The sequence below is a fragment of the Mariniflexile fucanivorans genome, from assembly GCF_004341235.1.
Lineage (GTDB): Bacteria > Bacteroidota > Bacteroidia > Flavobacteriales > Flavobacteriaceae > Mariniflexile > Mariniflexile fucanivorans.
Map to the genome: position 1 here is coordinate 364,437 of NZ_SLUP01000001.1, position 17,488 is coordinate 381,924.

The 17,488-nt window shown below is 33.0% G+C and carries 11 protein-coding genes; 1 reads left to right on the forward strand and 10 read right to left on the reverse strand.

Annotated elements, in window-relative coordinates:
• Positions 1–160: 160 nt before the first annotated feature.
• The 10 genes from EV196_RS01670 to panC form a co-directional block, all read right to left on the reverse strand.
• Positions 161–2,044: a hypothetical protein gene (locus EV196_RS01670; RefSeq protein ID WP_132214235.1), complete on the reverse strand. Its 1,884-nt coding sequence runs from the start codon at positions 2,042–2,044 to the stop codon at positions 161–163.
• 91 nt (positions 2,045–2,135) lie between these two features.
• Positions 2,136–2,756, reverse strand: coding sequence for a lipoprotein signal peptidase (locus EV196_RS01675; RefSeq protein ID WP_132214237.1), 621 nt, complete (start codon positions 2,754–2,756; stop codon positions 2,136–2,138).
• Between the two features lie 107 nt (positions 2,757–2,863).
• Entirely contained in the window at positions 2,864–3,241 is a 378-nt protein-coding gene (locus tag EV196_RS01680; protein WP_207902799.1) for a TraR/DksA family transcriptional regulator, read from the reverse strand.
• Positions 3,242–3,245: 4 nt separating this feature from the next.
• A complete protein-coding gene (gene ileS / locus EV196_RS01685) occupies positions 3,246–6,644 on the reverse strand; it encodes an isoleucine--tRNA ligase (protein ID WP_132214241.1) in 3,399 nt (1,132 codons plus the stop codon).
• Between the two features lie 132 nt (positions 6,645–6,776).
• Positions 6,777–11,309 carry a LamG-like jellyroll fold domain-containing protein gene (locus EV196_RS01690; RefSeq protein ID WP_132214243.1) on the reverse strand — a complete coding sequence of 1,511 codons (4,533 nt, stop codon included), beginning with the start codon at positions 11,307–11,309 and terminating at the stop codon, positions 6,777–6,779.
• Positions 11,310–11,673: 364 nt separating this feature from the next.
• On the reverse strand, positions 11,674–13,032 hold the full coding sequence (gene radA, locus EV196_RS01695) for a DNA repair protein RadA (RefSeq protein ID WP_132214245.1): 1,359 nt from the start codon (positions 13,030–13,032) through the stop codon (positions 11,674–11,676).
• Positions 13,033–13,042: 10 nt separating this feature from the next.
• Complete coding sequence (locus EV196_RS01700; protein WP_132214247.1) at positions 13,043–14,191, reverse strand: alpha/beta hydrolase; 1,149 nt, start codon at positions 14,189–14,191, stop codon at positions 13,043–13,045.
• A gap of 69 nt (positions 14,192–14,260) precedes the next feature.
• Positions 14,261–15,259, reverse strand: a complete 999-nt coding sequence (locus EV196_RS01705) for a lysylphosphatidylglycerol synthase transmembrane domain-containing protein (RefSeq protein WP_132214249.1) — start codon at positions 15,257–15,259, stop codon at positions 14,261–14,263.
• Between the two features lie 4 nt (positions 15,260–15,263).
• Positions 15,264–15,614, reverse strand: coding sequence for an aspartate 1-decarboxylase (gene panD, locus EV196_RS01710; protein ID WP_132214251.1), 351 nt, complete (start codon positions 15,612–15,614; stop codon positions 15,264–15,266).
• A 13-nt stretch (positions 15,615–15,627) separates the two neighbouring features.
• Entirely contained in the window at positions 15,628–16,479 is an 852-nt protein-coding gene (gene panC / locus EV196_RS01715; RefSeq protein ID WP_132214254.1) for a pantoate--beta-alanine ligase, read from the reverse strand.
• A gap of 195 nt (positions 16,480–16,674) precedes the next feature.
• On the opposite strand from panC, the gene EV196_RS01720 reads away from it, so the two are divergent.
• Positions 16,675–17,484: a glycogen/starch synthase gene (locus tag EV196_RS01720; RefSeq protein ID WP_132214256.1), complete on the forward strand. Its 810-nt coding sequence runs from the start codon at positions 16,675–16,677 to the stop codon at positions 17,482–17,484.
• Positions 17,485–17,488 lie beyond the last annotated feature (4 nt).

Sequence of the window (17,488 nt, forward strand, 5' to 3'; positions counted from 1 at the left end):
AAATTAGGCCTCAATTTATGAAAAAATTACTTACAAAATAATTCTTTTAAATAAAAATTATTTCTTTGAATACACTTTTCTTATTACGCTCTATAAAAGCCAAACTTATCGGCATTTTCGGCAATATTAAAATAAGTTAAAATATTTGTGCTAATAAGTTTTAATTTCCGCAATTATCGCAATACGTTTTACGCAAGTATTCGTTTTCTAACAACTGGAATGTTACGCCTCCATCATCTACAGAATTAAACAGCTTACAAAAACGCTCCTTATTCATATTGTAAGCATTCAACAAAATGGTTCGGTAATTGGTTTCTTTGGTTAGCTCTTTATCTATTAATGTAAGGTTTAGGTAATAAAATAATAAATCTTCATCTATATCAATACTTCTAGATTTTCTTTCTAATAATTTTGCAGCTAAATTTGAATTACCATAAAGACTAAAAAACTGGGCTAAACTCAAATAATCATAATTAGATAATGAAAACTTTTTATAATTTTCATTTACATAATCGATAGCTTTATCTTTATTATCAAAATCTCGGTTTTTCATATATTTATCGGCGATAACTATATAGAAATTCACCATCATTCTTGAAATAAGAGATTTATCGATACCATAGTTTTTAAGGTCGTTTATATCCTTTACTATTTGCGATTCATCAACATTAATACCATTATTTTTCCATAGTTTTATTTCCATGGCGACTAAGTTGTACCTTACGTAAGCATCTTTAGGTAGCAGTTTCTCAAGCTCCAACATTTCATTGTAAGCGATTAAAGTTAATCTTTCGTCCAACAGACATTTATAAGCCGCATTTTTATTAAGAAATTTTGCGTATTTTTTTTGCTTAGGAATTACCATATCCTGAATGTTAGTGATGGAAGCCTCTTTGGTTCTCATTTTTTCAAAAATTGAATTTTGAAGTTCTTTAGCGATATCAAGTTTTTCATCGGCGATAGCCTTGTTAAATTCCGATATTAAACTTTGAATAGATTCACCTTTACGTATAACTTTTTTTTCTAATTCTAACTCTACAACTGCTTTTCTATGGTTTTTTAAAATAGGCTCTAAGTCATTCGCAATTGCTCCAACCACTTTTTCTCTAATTTCATTTTTATTAAGCGATCTTAAGTATTCATATTTGTTACCTTCTATGTCATTAAAAAATTCTACCCAGTTTTCTAATGAAGTAACGGTTGTTTTAATAGTGGGTTGTTGAAATTTTTGTAATGCAGCAACCATACTATTGGCACGTTGTTGTTGCAATTCGGCGTTTCTATTGGATGTGCCTTCAATGGAGGAATATGCCTTAATATTTAAAGTCTTTATATCAAAATCTGTTAATCTTAACGTATCATAAATTGGTTTTATATCAGATTGAGAGAAGCTTGATTTATTCTTCTCAAAAGGAACAACAAACTTTAATTTTTTATTTTGAATAGAAGACTTTTCGTTAGATGATCGTATTTGTTTGGTTTCATAAGTTAAATAATCTAAATACATTCCCATATCTAATAAATCCCAAGAATAGTATTCCAAATCATAAGTTACGTAATATTGGCAAAGATTTTTTTTGCCTAAAAATAGAATGTTATATTCTAATTCTTCTTTTAGGAGTCCGTTGGGTATTTTACCAACTTTTACCCTAAATTTATTTTGCACAGTTGGTGCAAGACCACTTTTTAATTCATTTGAATAGACAGGTTTAAGTAAAACCCCTTTTATTTGGTTCTTACTGAGTGTTTCAGTATCACATTTATACCTATCTTCCATCACAACATCTATCGCAATGCCATCGTCTGGATTTTTAAAAACCAAATAAAACCAATTTTTATCGTTTACTTCAAAATAAAGATTGTCGTTTTCTCGAATTATAGAATACCTTACTTCTTTTGGCTTTTGGCGAAATGCTTGAACGCATTCTTTACATTTTTCATCTCTATCTCCAGCATTAAATATTATATCGTAAGTGTTTTGAGACCAGGACATGTTTAATCCCAACAACAAACATGCTATAAAAACTAAATATCTATTTTTCATTTGATAAGTAATTGAGAGAATTTTTTTGCCAAAATTAAATATAATAATTTCTTTTATATAATAAATTATTAATTAATAATTTTTTTACCCCTTATTTCTTTGGAAATGCTTTCCTATTGAAGATAATAAGCATAATAAATCCCGTACTTATTGCCATATCGGCAATGTTAAAAACGGGTTCAAAAAAGTTAAAACGTTTACCTCCTCCTATTGGGAACCACTCGGGCAAATCCACTTCAAATAACGGAAAATAAAGCATATCTACTACTTTTCCATGCAACAACGAATCGTAACCCCCTGCTTCAGGTAAAAATGTGGCTACTTGGTTAAAACTATCTTCAAATAGAACGCCATAAAAAACAGAATCTATAATATTTCCCAAAGCACCTGCGAAAATGAGTGCAACAGCCAGTATTAATATTTTGGACGCTTTCTTTTTAGTGGCATCAAACAACCAATAACCTATACCAAAAATGGCAACAATTCTAAAAACGGTTAAGAATATTTTAGCTGAACGCTCGGAAATAAAAGACACAAAATCACTAATTTTTGTTCCCCAAGCCATACCATCGTTTTCAATAAAATAGATTTGAAACCAACTAAACACCTCAACGCTGTCCTGAAGCTTGAAATGTGTTTTGATGTATATTTTACTTATTTGATCTATAAGCAAAATGATGACGATTAGGACTGTGGCTTTTTTTAATGACATGAAGTGAATTACGAATTACGATTTTTGAATTACGGTTGAATACGTGATTTTAAAAATAAAAAACGCCTCAAAAATGAGACGTATCAAATATATCATTTAAAATAAAATTATTGCATGTTTTTTGCTTCAATACTTAACGTAGCATGAGGCACTAATTTTAAACGCTCTTTTGCAATTAACTTACCAGTAACTCTACACACACCGTATGTTTTGTTTTCTATTCTAATAAGCGCATTTTTTAAATCGCGAATAAACTTTTCTTGTCTAATAGCTAAAGCAGAATTAGATTCTTTGCTCATCACTTCGCTACCTTCATCAAACGCTTTAAACGTTGGTGATGTGTCTTCGGTTCCGTTGCTAAGATTATTCATATACGCACTTTTTATAAGCTCTAAGTCGTGCTGTGCTTTTACTATTTTATCCTTTATTAACTCTTTAAATTCGGCCAAATCAGCGTCAGAGTATCTTACATTTAGTTCATCCATGTTTTTAATGTTTTTGTATGTACAATTTGGTATTTACATCATCAAAGGCAATTTCTATACCACTATCTAGTTTATCAATAATTTTTAGGTCTTCAGTTAATGTTTCTGCTTTAATATACGACAAATTTGTGTTAATAGCTGTAACTATTTGTATATCCTTTTGCAATTTAACATCTATTCTATCGGTTACTTCAAACCCTGAATCTTTTCTTAAATTCTGAATACGGTTAACAAGTTCTCTAGCAACACCTTCCATTCGTAATTCCTCAGAAATGGTAACATCTAAAGCCACTGTTAAATTCCCTTCATTTGCAACCAACCAACCCTCAATATCTTGCGATGTAATTTCTACATCATCTAGGGCTAAAGTTATATTTTTTCCATTAACTTCAATATCCAAAACACCATTTTGTTCTATTTTGTTAATATCTTCTGCTGAAAAGTTAGTAACTGCTCCCGCAATAGCTTTCATATCTTTCCCAAAACGAGGCCCTAAGGTTTTAAAGTTAGGTTTTATCTGTTTCACCAATATTTCTGAAGCCTCTTCTAGAAGTTCAATTTCCTTAACGTTTACTTCGTGTTTTATTAAATCTGAAACCGCTAAAATCTCTTCTTTTTGTTGCTGGCTAGTAACCGGAATCATTATTTTTTGAAGTGGTTGACGCACTTTTATCTTTTCCTTGGCACGTAATGACAACACCAATGATGAAATGATTTGTGCCGCCTCCATTTTACGTTCTAAACTCTTATCAACTACAGATACATCGTATTTAGGAAATTCTGCTAAATGTACACTTTCAAAGGTTTCTTTTTGCGTTGCTGCATTTAAATCTAAATACAAACGATCCATAAAAAACGGTGCAATAGGCGCACCTAATTTGGCAATGGTTAACATACACGTATAAAGTGTTTGGTATGCCGAAATTTTATCCTGCTCATAATCACCTTTCCAAAAACGTCTTCTGCACAAACGCACATACCAGTTACTTACGTAATCTTGGGTAAAATCTGAAATCGCTCTTGCTGCTTTTGTAGGTTCGTACTCTGCATAAAACGCATCCACTTTTTGTATTAACGTGTTTAATTCTGAAAGAATCCATCTATCAATTTCTGGTCTTTCATTTAAAGGAATATCGGCCTCAGAATAAGTGAAATTATCTAAATTAGCATATAGTTGAAAGAACGAATAGGTATTATAAAGTGTTCCAAAGAATTTACGTTTCACCTCTTCAACACCTTCCAAATCAAACTTTAAGTTATCCCATGGGTTAGCATTTGAAATCATGTACCAACGCGTCGCATCAGCACCATAGGTTGACAACGTTTCAAAAGGATCGACCGCATTTCCTAAGCGTTTGGACATTTTTTGTCCGTTTTTATCCAACACCAATCCGTTAGACACCACGTTTTTATAGGCTACCGAATCGAAAACCATAGTTCCAATAGCATGAAGCGTATAAAACCAACCACGTGTTTGATCGACACCTTCTGCAATAAAATCGGCTGGATACGACGTTCCATTATCAATTAAATCTTTGTTTTCAAATGGATAATGCCATTGTGCATAGGGCATTGAACCAGAATCGAACCAAACATCAATTAAATCGCTTTCGCGGAACATTTTCTGCCCTGTTGGAGATACTAAAATTACCTCATCAACAATATTTTTATGTAAGTCTATTTTAGCGTAGTTTTCTTCGGAATTGTTCCCCACTTCAAAATCTGCAAAAATATCTTTTGAAAGCACACCTGCTGAAACTGCTTTTTGCATTTCAGCTTTTAATTCCTCAACAGAACCAATACAAATTTCCTCTTTACCATCTTCAGTTCTCCAAATAGGTAACGGAATTCCCCAATAACGGGAGCGTGATAAATTCCAATCGTTGGCATTTGCTAACCAATTTCCAAAACGACCCGTACCTGTTGCTTTTGGCTTCCAGTTGATGGTTTCGTTCAATTCGAACATGCGTTCCTTCACATCGGTTACTTTAATAAACCAAGAATCTAATGGATAGTAAAGAATCGGTTTATCAGTTCTCCAACAATTTGGGTAACTGTGTTTATATTTTTCAACCTTAAAGGCTTTATTTTCTTCTTTTAATTTAATGGCAATCTCCACATCTACAGAACGTTCTGGAGCTTCACCATCGTTGTAATATTCGTTCTTCACATATTTACCAGCATATTCTCCTACTTCTGGACGAAATTTACCTTGTAAATCGACTAATGGCACCAAATTTCCATTTTCATCTTTTACCAACATAGGAGGCACTTCTGGGGTAGCTTGTTTTGCTACCAAAGCATCATCGGCTCCAAAAGTTGGTGCGGTATGAACGATTCCTGTACCATCTTCAGTGGTTACAAAATCTCCAGAAATCACTCTAAACGCATTTTCTGGTTTGTCGTTTGGAAGTGCATATGGTAATAATTGTTCGTAGGTGATGCCTACTAAATCTTTACCTATAAATTCTTTAATTATGAAAAATGGAATTTTTTTATCGTCCGATTTGTATGCATACAATTCAGCTTTATTATCCACTTGAACAAACTTCCCCGCAAATTGATAATTGACTAATTTTTTAGCTAAAACTACTTTAATTGGCCGAAACGTGTATTGATTATATGTTTCAACTAAAACGTATTCAATTTTAGGGCCCACCGTCAACGCTGTGTTACTTGGCAATGTCCAAGGCGTAGTTGTCCAAGCTAAAAAATGAATGTCGCCTTCGTTTTTTAAAAAGTTTGGTAACGATTCTTGTTTTGCTTTAAACTGTGCTACAATCGTGGTATCTGTAACATCTTGATAGGTTCCTGGTTGGTTTAACTCGTGCGAGCTTAAACCTGTTCCTGCTTTTGGTGAATATGGCTGAATGGTATAGCCTTTATATAATAAATTTTTATTGTAAATTTCTTTTAGCAACCACCAAACCGATTCCATGTATTTTGGTTCGTAGGTAATGTATGGATCTTCCATATCTACCCAATAGCCCATTTTTTGGGTTAGGTCGTTCCAAACATCGGTATAGCGCATTACGGCTTTTCTACAAGCAGCATTATAATCTTCAACAGAAATGGTTTTTCCAATATCTTCTTTAGTGATACCTAATTCTTTTTCAACACCCAATTCAATAGGCAAACCATGTGTGTCCCAACCTGCTTTACGCTTTACTTGAAAACCTTTCATGGTTTTGTAACGCGGAAAAATATCTTTAATGGCACGTGCTAAAACGTGGTGCACACCTGGCAATCCGTTTGCAGAAGGTGGTCCTTCAAAAAAAACAAACGATTGGTTGTTTTCTCTAGTAGAAACACTTTTTTCAAATATGTTGTTTTCTTGCCAATAGTTAAGAATTTCTTCTGCGACGTTTGGCAAGTCAAGACCTTTATATTCAGGGAATTTCATGCGTTTTATTTCAAATTTCATTTCGAGGTGCGAAATTAAGGATTTATCCTTAAATGATTAATTTTTAATCATAAAAAAAGCCAAAACAATTGTTTTGGCCTTTTTTTATAATAACTCTAACTTATTATAAAACTAATTTACTATTATTTTTTTAGTGATTACTTGCCCAGATTTGGTTCTAAACCAAGCTACATAAGTACCAATTGAAACATTGTTTATTTTTATACCATTATTTAATACTTCTGGTGATACATTGTTAAACTCCAATACTGTTTGTCCACGCATGTTTACTATGGCCAACTTATCAATTGAAGTATTTAATTTTTTACCATATAATGTATTTGTTGTATTTTGAAAATAAATAAAATTTTCGCTAATTGCTGCTTCCTCTGTACCTAAACTTTGTTGTTTCGATTGAAAAACAATCTCAAACCTTTTATCAAACTTTCCTACAGGTGAAGTAAAACTGTATGCTGAGCTTTGTTTTAGATCATAATAAGTATCTGTATCATTATCTCTTAAATAAACTTCTTGGTCGTCTCCAATACCCACAAACTCTGTTGCTTTAATTTCAAAGCTGTTATTGCCCGATGATTTAAAATTTAACGGAATAATTTTATCGCTAGTAATGGAACCATATGCCTGCATATTCATATTTTTTCCTTCTAAATTCAAATTAAAATCGTTGTTATTTAAATCGCCACATTCAGCATCATAACCATAATCGTAACTATCGGTAGTATAGTCACTAAACCCTAAAACCAATTCTCTTTTCATTTTTGGCCCAACAACCGAGTTAAACTCTAAGCGTATTTTCTGCATTGAACTTGTTTGTTCTTCACTATATGTACTTGTTTCTTTCGATTTTGAATTTGATGACTTAAAAAATGTCGAACCATTGTTATAAGTTCCGTCTGCATCAGCTTCTTTTATAAATACTCGCTGACTATTATTAAATTCAACAGTGCCATTTCCTACAATTTCAACAACAAAGCCTTGTCCTATAGGCAAGTATTTTGTTGGAGGCAATGTGCCTTCCAATGCACCAGTTGTTGCTCCATATATTCCAACAAACTGAGAAGCTCTTACCGCATCTAAATTATTAACTTGGGCATAGCCTCCTTGGTATTGGTCTAAATAATGAGAATCGCCAGCCCATTGTTGCCATAATTGTAACGTACCGTCTATTACCCCTGCATTATCATTGATAAATTTTTCTATATCTAAAGCAGATGGATAAGGATTCCCTAATAAATACTCTGTTTTAGAAACAGAACTAACAGATCCTTCACCTCCTTTATCGGTTACATTTACTAAAATAGTACCGTTATTTGGCTTGCCTTCAAAAATATATTGTTGCTGCAATCCGGCATTCCCAGTACCTTTTTGTGAATAACCTGTTCCAGGCGACAATGATGTTGTTTCTGGGTTTATTGATACCCAATCCCAATAAGTCACACCATTTTTATAGGTGTACAACCAGGTTTTACTTATTTTACCAATTTGGTTATAAGCAGTAGTAAAAGACATATTGAATTTAGATTCATCTTTTAACATATTTAATTTAAAAGCTGAATTGTTAGTGTTACCTGTTGAAGCATTATTATCTATTAAACTTGTAGCTGCTTTGGCCCCTACTGGTGATGACCAATAATTATATCTAAAAGCATTTGATGTTCCTTCTTGTCGTCTCAAGAGTTTTCCATTCTCAGAAGTTACCAAATCACTATTAACAGTTTGTATTAATTGAGAATCATTCATTAAATCTATTGTACCATTTAACTCTAAATACCAAGTGTTTTTAATAAAGTTATCTCCTTCTACTGTTAAAGTTTTATCAGCATCTACTATCAACCCTAGATTAGTATGTGAAATGGATGTTGTAACATCATTTTTTATATGAACAATTGCCCAATCTTTATTTTGAATTTCACTAACATCCCAAACATTACCATATAACCAAATATCGTTACTAGACCAATCTCCAGAGGCTTGTGAAACATAAGGTATTGGTGCCGTTTGTTCATTTAAGTTTGTGATATTATGCATTTGAAGTTCATGATTATTACTTGAATAATCTGCAACAGTATTATTAGCAATATCATTCATTGTATAATAAGCTTGCAAATTACTCCATGATACTTTTTCAAGTGAACCAAAATCTTGAATTTCTTTTGGCAAAATTTTCCCTTTCACGTTCCCTTCATTATTCTCAATTTCCTGATACACCATTTGCTGTAATTGGTCATCTGTTAATGCTTTGTTGAACACTCTTACCTCATCCATGTTTCCACGAAAATAATCTGCTCCTGTTGTGCTTGTATTGGTAGGATATCTGCCAACCACAAACCCTCTTGTAGAATAAATATGTGTACTGCCGTTGAAATTTTTTGTTAATAATTCAGAATTTAGTTTTGAATTTGTTGTAGTATTTACTAATTCTCCATTAAGATAAAGTTTTAAAGTTTTTGTAGAAGAATTAAAAACACCAGCAACGTGATACCAACGATCATTTACCATTTTAATATTTTTACTAGACGCAGGCTGTACCTGAATATTACTTGGGTTATTACTTCCAGAAGTTATTTGCTTTTGAGTGTAAACCAGAAACGCAGGTGTTCTAGCTTTTGTAATATACAACCTCACATTTTCTTGCCCAAAAAGGCTGTAATTAGTTGGTAGATTTCCAGCATCATCACTTTCTATTTTTACCCAACCCATAATGGTAGATTCAGTCCAGTTTGTAATTAATGAACTGGTATCTAGATAATCATTAACCCCATCAAAATATAGCATAGCTTCAGATGGAACATTAGCAATTGTATAAACAGTATCTCTAAAATCTACATCACCACCCGAGTTAACGTCGCCATCTGTATCGGGTAATGACACTGGATTATTTATATTCCCATTAACATCAGTATAATCTGCAGTGGTGTCGACACTATTATCAAGTCCATCAAAATCAGCATCATTACCTGAAAGCGTTAAACCTGCCTCACTGGTATCATTATCACCTTCGTTGTCTGAATCTAAATCTAAATAATCTTCATTATCTTCTGCATCGGTATTTATTGGGTTTAATCCCGCAGTATAATTATTATCAACACCACCAGCATTTATAGAACCAGAAGGTGCCACATACCCAAGGGTTGTTTGAGCCTCAACATTATCTGGAATGCCATCACCATCACTATCTAAATCTAAATAATTTAATATGTAGTCGGCATCGTCTTTACTTTCTTTAACAACATAATTGGTAACACTATTATTTGCAGAATCCTGAACAGCATCTGGAATTCCATCTGTACCAACACTTCCATTTACCACACCATTTGTATGAGATTTACCGTGTCCTGCTTCTTCAGCATCAAGGATACCATCATTATCACTATCTAAATCAAAGATATTAGCTATACCATCACCATCACTATCAAGATTTGAATTAGTAACCTTTACTGAACCTTCATCGAAATTACCATAATTTGACATGGTAACTACATAAGAGTAAGTTCCAGGACTAAGGGTAACCGTACCCTGAACCAACGTCCAAGGTGTTGCGGCCGAAGATCCATTTTGAATTGGAAGTGAAATTGTTCCAGTATTTGCCACTAAAGTAGCTCCCATAATATTGTTACCTACACCAGAATAAATAGCTATTTTAGCTGTAGCTGTGCTGTTATTATCTCTTGGAGAAAAATACCCTGAATATGTAACATTGGTTGTTGAATTTATAGAGAAAGACTGGTATATGTCTGCTTCTCCATTGATATCAAAATAATGTTGCTTTTGCCCAACTGTATTTGTATTAGAGTCTGCATCAAATGGTGGCCCTCCATTTCCATAATTATATACACCACCATCAACTTGAACTATATTTGGTGAGCCTCCAGACCCTAAACCTCCCGGAATAAGAACCCAAGGCAAAATAGTTGTGGCATTTATCCCCTGTGCTGTTAGATTATTTCCATTACTGGTAACAGATACGTTTTCAAAACCACCGTAACTTAGGATATTATTTTCTTGCTTATCTAAAATTCCATCATTATCATTATCCAAGTCTACTGAATCGAATATGCCATCACCATCTGTGTCAATATTTGACACTAAATTTATTTTATAATCCTCAACTTCTCCTACTCCCCAATCGTAATCGCATGATGTGAAATTATTACTTGTGCCATTTCTAAGACCCACTCTTATTCTTGAAAGCCCTGTTTGCGCCGTTGCAGGCACTGGAATGTTAATAGGAACATTTATAATCTTATTAAACCACCACATATTGGTTGCATTAGTAACGGTAAACAAAAAACGTTCACCACTATCCTCAAAATCATCATCGGAATTCTCATTAAAGTTCATCCAAACTGCAATCGTGTTTGAACTTGTATTCCAACCATTAAGGACGATGCTTACTGTTCCATTAATGGTTTCTCCTACAGTTACATCTGTTGCTGGCACCGAAGAATAATAAGTATAGCCTCCAGTAGACCCAGAACTAGCCATATTAATACTTCCAAGTTCAACATTAGAAATATAATATGTATTATAATTATTAATATTAGCTGGAGTACAATATTGAGCAAATAAATTACTCGAAAAAAAGGATCCAAAAAAAAGCAATAATACTATTGCATAACGTGGTCTAACGTAATTTTTTTTCATAGGTTATGTATCATTTAATAGTTTGAGGCTATTTAATTTTTAATGATAACAACTTAAATTTTAGTAAAATGGATTTTTAAAAATCTTTGAGGGAAGATTGTCAATTACATAAATACTTGTAATCAAATACAATGCAAAATTAAACTATATTTTTTCTTTTTAAATGAATGTTTGTTTTTTTCGATAAAACCTTATAAAAACACTTTTAAATACAATAAAAAAATTAACTCACTAATCAATCGTTTTTGAAATAATTAAACAATATTAAATAAAACAAACGACAAAACATAATAAAAACACGATTAAGTGTTTATTTTTTCAGATGAAATGTGACACTTCTAGTATATTAACGCTATATTGATTTTTAAATTAGTTGTTCAACCAAATCTTCAATTTTAGAAATCAATTGAATTTTTATAGAAGTATTTTTTAATGAAATTTTATTGTATTTAGACACAAAAATGGTTGAAAATCCTAATTTTTCAGCTTCTAAAATGCGTTGTTCTACACGTTGTACGGGGCGAATTTCTCCTGAAAGTCCAACTTCGGCAGCAAAACAAAAGTCTTTTTGCAATGCGACATCTTCATTGGAAGACAAAATAGAGGCAACTACAGCCAAATCAATGGCGGGATCATCAACATTTATACCGCCTGTGATATTTAAAAATACATCTTTAGCTCCTAAACGGAAACCGGCACGTTTCTCTAAAACCGCCAATAACATATTTAAGCGTTTGGCATTAAACCCCGTGGCGCTGCGTTGTGGCGTACCGTAAACAGCGGTACTCACTAAGGCTTGGACCTCAATCATTAGTGGACGCATGCCTTCTAAAGTGGCTGCAATGGCGTTACCCGAAAGTTCTTCGTCTTTTTTTGAAATTAATATTTCTGAAGGGTTTGATACTTCCCGCAAACCAGAACCTTGCATTTCATAAATACCCAATTCATTTGTAGAACCGAATCGGTTTTTGTTAGCACGCAAAATTCTAAATACATGGTTTCGGTCGCCTTCAAACTGCAATACCGTATCGACCATATGTTCTAAAATTTTAGGACCTGCAATGTTTCCATCTTTAGTAATATGACCAATTAATAATACTGGTGTTGCCGTTTCTTTAGCAAATTTAATAAGCTCGGTGGTGCATTCTTTTATTTGTGAAATACTTCCAGAAGAGGATTCAATATAATCACTGTGAAGCGTTTGTATAGAATCGATAATTACGATATCGGGTTCTAAAGCTTCAATTTGCTTGAAAATATTTTGGGTTTTAGTTTCTGTAAGTATGTAACAATTATTATGCTTTGGGTTGATGCGTTCAGCACGCATTTTTATTTGTTTTTGGCTTTCTTCACCCGAAACATATAAGGTTTTATAGGGTAATTTTAATGAAATTTGAAGTAGTAAGGTGCTTTTCCCTATTCCTGGTTCGCCACCTAAAAGTGTTAACGACCCTGGAACGATCCCACCACCAAGTACGCGGTTGAATTCACCATCAAATGTATCTAAACGTGCCTCGGTTGATACGTCAATTTCTTGAATCCGCAGTGGTACAGCCGCTTTTTTTACTGTAGAACTTGGCGATTTCCAATCACTTTTTTCGGGTGTTTGAATCACTTCTTCAACAATGGTATTCCATTCTTTACAAGCGTTACATTGCCCTTGCCATTTAGCGTATTGCGAACCGCAGTTCTGACAGAAAAAAGTGGTTTTTACTTTCGCCATTAATTTATTATTAGTATCCAAAATCTGCTTTAATAGATTCTGATTTTTCAAACATTAAATCTTTAGTAATACCCCCTATTTCATCTAAATCGAATGCCGATTGATAGGCTCTCATCGCCTTTTTAGTCTCGCCAGTTTCTTCGTAAAATCGTGCTAAATAATAATTTCCTAAAAGTGTATCGGGGTATTCATCACGTCCCATCTTTCCTAAAGCTTCATAATATTCAAACTTCTGTGTTTTCTCAATAGCTGCCGAAATGGCTTTAAAATCATTCACCAAAATTTGCTTTTTTAAACCAAACAATTCATGAATGGTTTTATATTTTTCTTGTAGATACTCTACAGGTGAACCCTCTAATTTTAGAATGATATTATTATATTCTTCTTTACTTATAGGTTGAAAAATTTTAAATATACCTTCAATAGCATTTGGAATAGCATGCGTGGGCACTGAATAATGCGAAGGTTTTTCAAAATTATTGAAGTCGTAAACAAGGTATTTATTCTCTAATGCTGAAATATCAGTATTTAAAGCATCAGTCATTTGTTTAATTGACGCTGTATCGTTATTCGTATTCGCTAAATAGTAAAAAGTTTTAGACGTTATTTTAGCTAATGCATCAGGAATATAATTAATCATTTTTGGTGCTGACTCTGGACTTATAACAATGTATCCTTTAAAAACGGGATCTGGTTTTAATAAATAATAATTGATAAAGTTAGCAGTATCACCATGCCCTACAGCTACTCTAAAATTAGATGTTCTATATTTTTTTTCTAAATACGGAATAAGTTCCATTCCAATAAATTCGAAAAACTTGGCGCCTTTATCAATAGGCAATGAGTTTTGTTCGGAATACAAACAATCATCATAACGTTTTTCATATTGGTTGATACCTACTACAATGGCATCTGGCATATCTTCCCAATAGGTATAATAATCAACATTTCCGGCAACGGCTTCAAACAAATAATCGCCATCCAAAACTATAAACAAAGGGTAGGTTGTTTTACCATCTGCACTATAACCTCTTGGAAATTGAATTTTTAATTCGCGGGTTTCACCAAGTTTTTCAGACTCTATAGCTTCATACTTTACTTGGGCATTAAAACTATTTATGGAGCAAAGAATTAATAAAAAAGAATATAGGTGTTTCATTTTAAAAATGATTTGATATTTCAACGCAAGGTAAGAAATTAGTTAAAACTAAAAAAAGGGTTTTGGGTGTTAGGTTTTGGGTGTAAGGTTTTGGGATTTTGAATTTTGGATTGGGGTTTTATTACGGTTATAAATAGGCAAATAAATTAAAGATAAGCCTCCAAAAATAACAACCATAAGGGTTTGAGACGCCCACATAATCCACCCAAAAGCAATACTGGGTTCTTGCGCAATACCAAATATTGAAAACGCCGCATAAACCGCTAATGGATACGAACCAATACCACCATTAGTTGCAGCAATACTGAAGCTTGCAGAAATAAAACCAATAAAAATAGCGCCTATGGAAATACCTTCCAAATCTTCAATAGCCAGTGATGTTACATAAAACATGAGCACATACATCGCCCAAATAAACAGCGTATGAAAAATAAAAGCCCATTTCTTTTTCATTTTGAAAACACTTAGAGCGCCTTCAATTAATCCGTTTATGAAATTTTTGATTTTTATCGCTAATTTGGATTTACTTTTCTTTATAAATCTAAAAAAAACAATGCTTAATAAGGCTAAAACAACCAACGCCAAAACGATTTTAATGGGATTGAATTTTTCAGCAAAAAAACCATAAATAAAATCAAACTGAAGAAATAACGTTAAGAGAATAATGCCACACATAACAATTAAATCGGCAATACGTTCGGCTACAATGGTTCCAAAGCCTTTTTCAAAAGGCACTTCTTCATAGTTTGCGAGGATGGATGCTCTAACCACTTCACCTGCACGCGGTATGGTGTAGTTTATTAAATAAGTAGCAAAAACTGCCATAACACTATTGCCAAATTTTATGTTATAACCCATAGGCTCTAACTGAAAACGCCAACGGTAGGCACGAGATAAGTGACTTAACAGTCCTAAAAACAAGCCCAAAATAATCCACCAATAATTGGATTTTTGCAAATAACCCCAAATAGCTTCAATAGAAACTTTAGACAGCGAATACCAAACTAAAAAAACTCCCAATAATAATGGGAGTATAATTTTTAATGCTTTCTTTATGTTTAGGTTCAAATGCTTATTTTAACAAGTTTGTTTTCTCGTCTGGAAACACTAATGCGGGTTTAAAAACTTTAGCTTCTTCAAAATCCATGATAGCGTAAGTAATTAATATTAGGGTATCGCCCACCGAAACTTTTCTGGCAGCAGCACCATTAAGGGTTATTTCACCCGTATTTCTAGGTCCCGGAATACAATAAGTTTCCAAACGCTCGCCATTATCATTATTTACAATTTGAACTTTTTCTCCTTGAATAATGTTGGCAGCCTCCATTAAATCTTCATCAATAGTGATACTACCAATGTAGTTGAGTTCTGCACCGGTACATTTTACTCTGTGAATTTTAGATTTTACTACGTGTATTTGCATGTGGCAAAGATAATTAATTTAATGCGATATTATCAATGAGTCTAATATCGTCTGCATATACGGCTATAAAAGCACGATAGCTTTTTTTGTTTAATTTACGTTTTACAGTTTTTAGGGTTGTGGTGTCTGCAATAATAAAGTATTCTAACTTTAATAAACCATGGCTTTCAAACTGTTTTTCAACCCATTGCGTTACTTCTATAGCACTTTTTGTGCCAAAACGCATTTTGGCAGCTTCTAATGTTTTATAGATAAAAGGAGCGGCCTCTTTATAGTCGGGTTTTAATCGGGTATTGCGCGAGCTCATGGCTAAACCAGATGGTTCTCTATAAATAGGACATGGTATAATATTAACAGGAATATGATGTTTTTCAACCAACTTTTTTATGATAGCCAATTGCTGAAAATCTTTTTCACCAAAATAAGCATTGCCTGGTTTTACAATATCAAACAAACGCTTCACAATAGTACCAACGCCATCAAAATGTCCAATTCTAAATTTACCTTCCATTTCAAACTCTAAACCATCAAAATCGAAGGTTTCAGAAACTGTATTTCCGTCATAAACATCATCAACAGTTGGTGCGTAAACCAAAATATGCTCTTTACTAAGTGTTTCTAGTAATTTAACATCTTGATCTAAAGTTCTTGGGTATTTTACTAAATCTTCTTTATTATCAAATTGTGTTGGATTCACAAAAATACTAACAACCACTTTGTCGTTATCTTTTAATGCTTTTTCAACCAAAGCCAAGTGCCCATTATGCAATGCGCCCATAGTTGGAACCAGCCCTAAAGTTTGCTTTTCATCTTTAAAAGCATCAATGGCAGTTACAATTTGTTGTTTTTCTGTGTAAATCTTCACCTTTTATAATAAAATTAACGGGTGCAAACTTAAGATTTTACAATCAATCTGCATAAATTTTTGTACTTTTGCGTGTTTTTTATTTCGATTTGCCGAAAGAAAGACATTTATGCAGCACATATTTTCTAAATTTCTTACAAAAAGAAGTTTAAAACTAAGTTGTACGAGATTTATAAAAGCAATAAAGACGAACACATGAAAGATAAGAGGATATTATATGTATCATCTGAAGTAGTGCCCTATTTACCAGAAACCGAAATTTCATCCATGTCTTTTGAGGCACCAAGATTGGTAAATCAACAAGGTGGACAAATAAGGATTTTTATGCCTCGATACGGCAATATAAATGAACGAAGACACCAATTACACGAAGTTATTAGGCTTTCTGGGATAAATTTAGTGATAAACGATTTAGATATGCCACTCATTATTAAAGTAGCATCTATCCCCAAAGAGCGTATCCAAGTTTATTTTATTGATAATGATGAATACTTTAAAAGAAAAGCAACCTTAACCGACGAAGATGGTAAGTTATTTTCCGATAACGACGAACGTGCTATTTTCTTTGCAAAAGGCGTTATTGAAACGGTTAAGAAATTAAACTGGTCGCCCGATATTATTCACGTTCATGGCTGGTTAGCTTCTTTACTACCTATCTATCTTAAAGAATACTATAAAGACGAACCTTTATTTACCGAAAGTAAAATAGTAACTTCAGTTTACAATCAAAGTTTTAACAATACGTTAAATAAAGATATGTTTAATAAAGTTAAATTTGACAATCTGGATGAAGATGCCATTAAAGCACTTGAAGAACCATCGTATGTTAACTTAATGAAAGTTGCCATTGATTATTCGGATGCGCTGATAATAGGTTCTGAAACCATTCCAGAAGACCTAGAAACCTATTTAAAAGCATCAAATAAACCCGTTTTAGAATACAAAACCAAAGATGAGTTTGGTGAAGCCTACAAAGCATTTTTCAATACGAGCGTTTTAAGCTAAACCC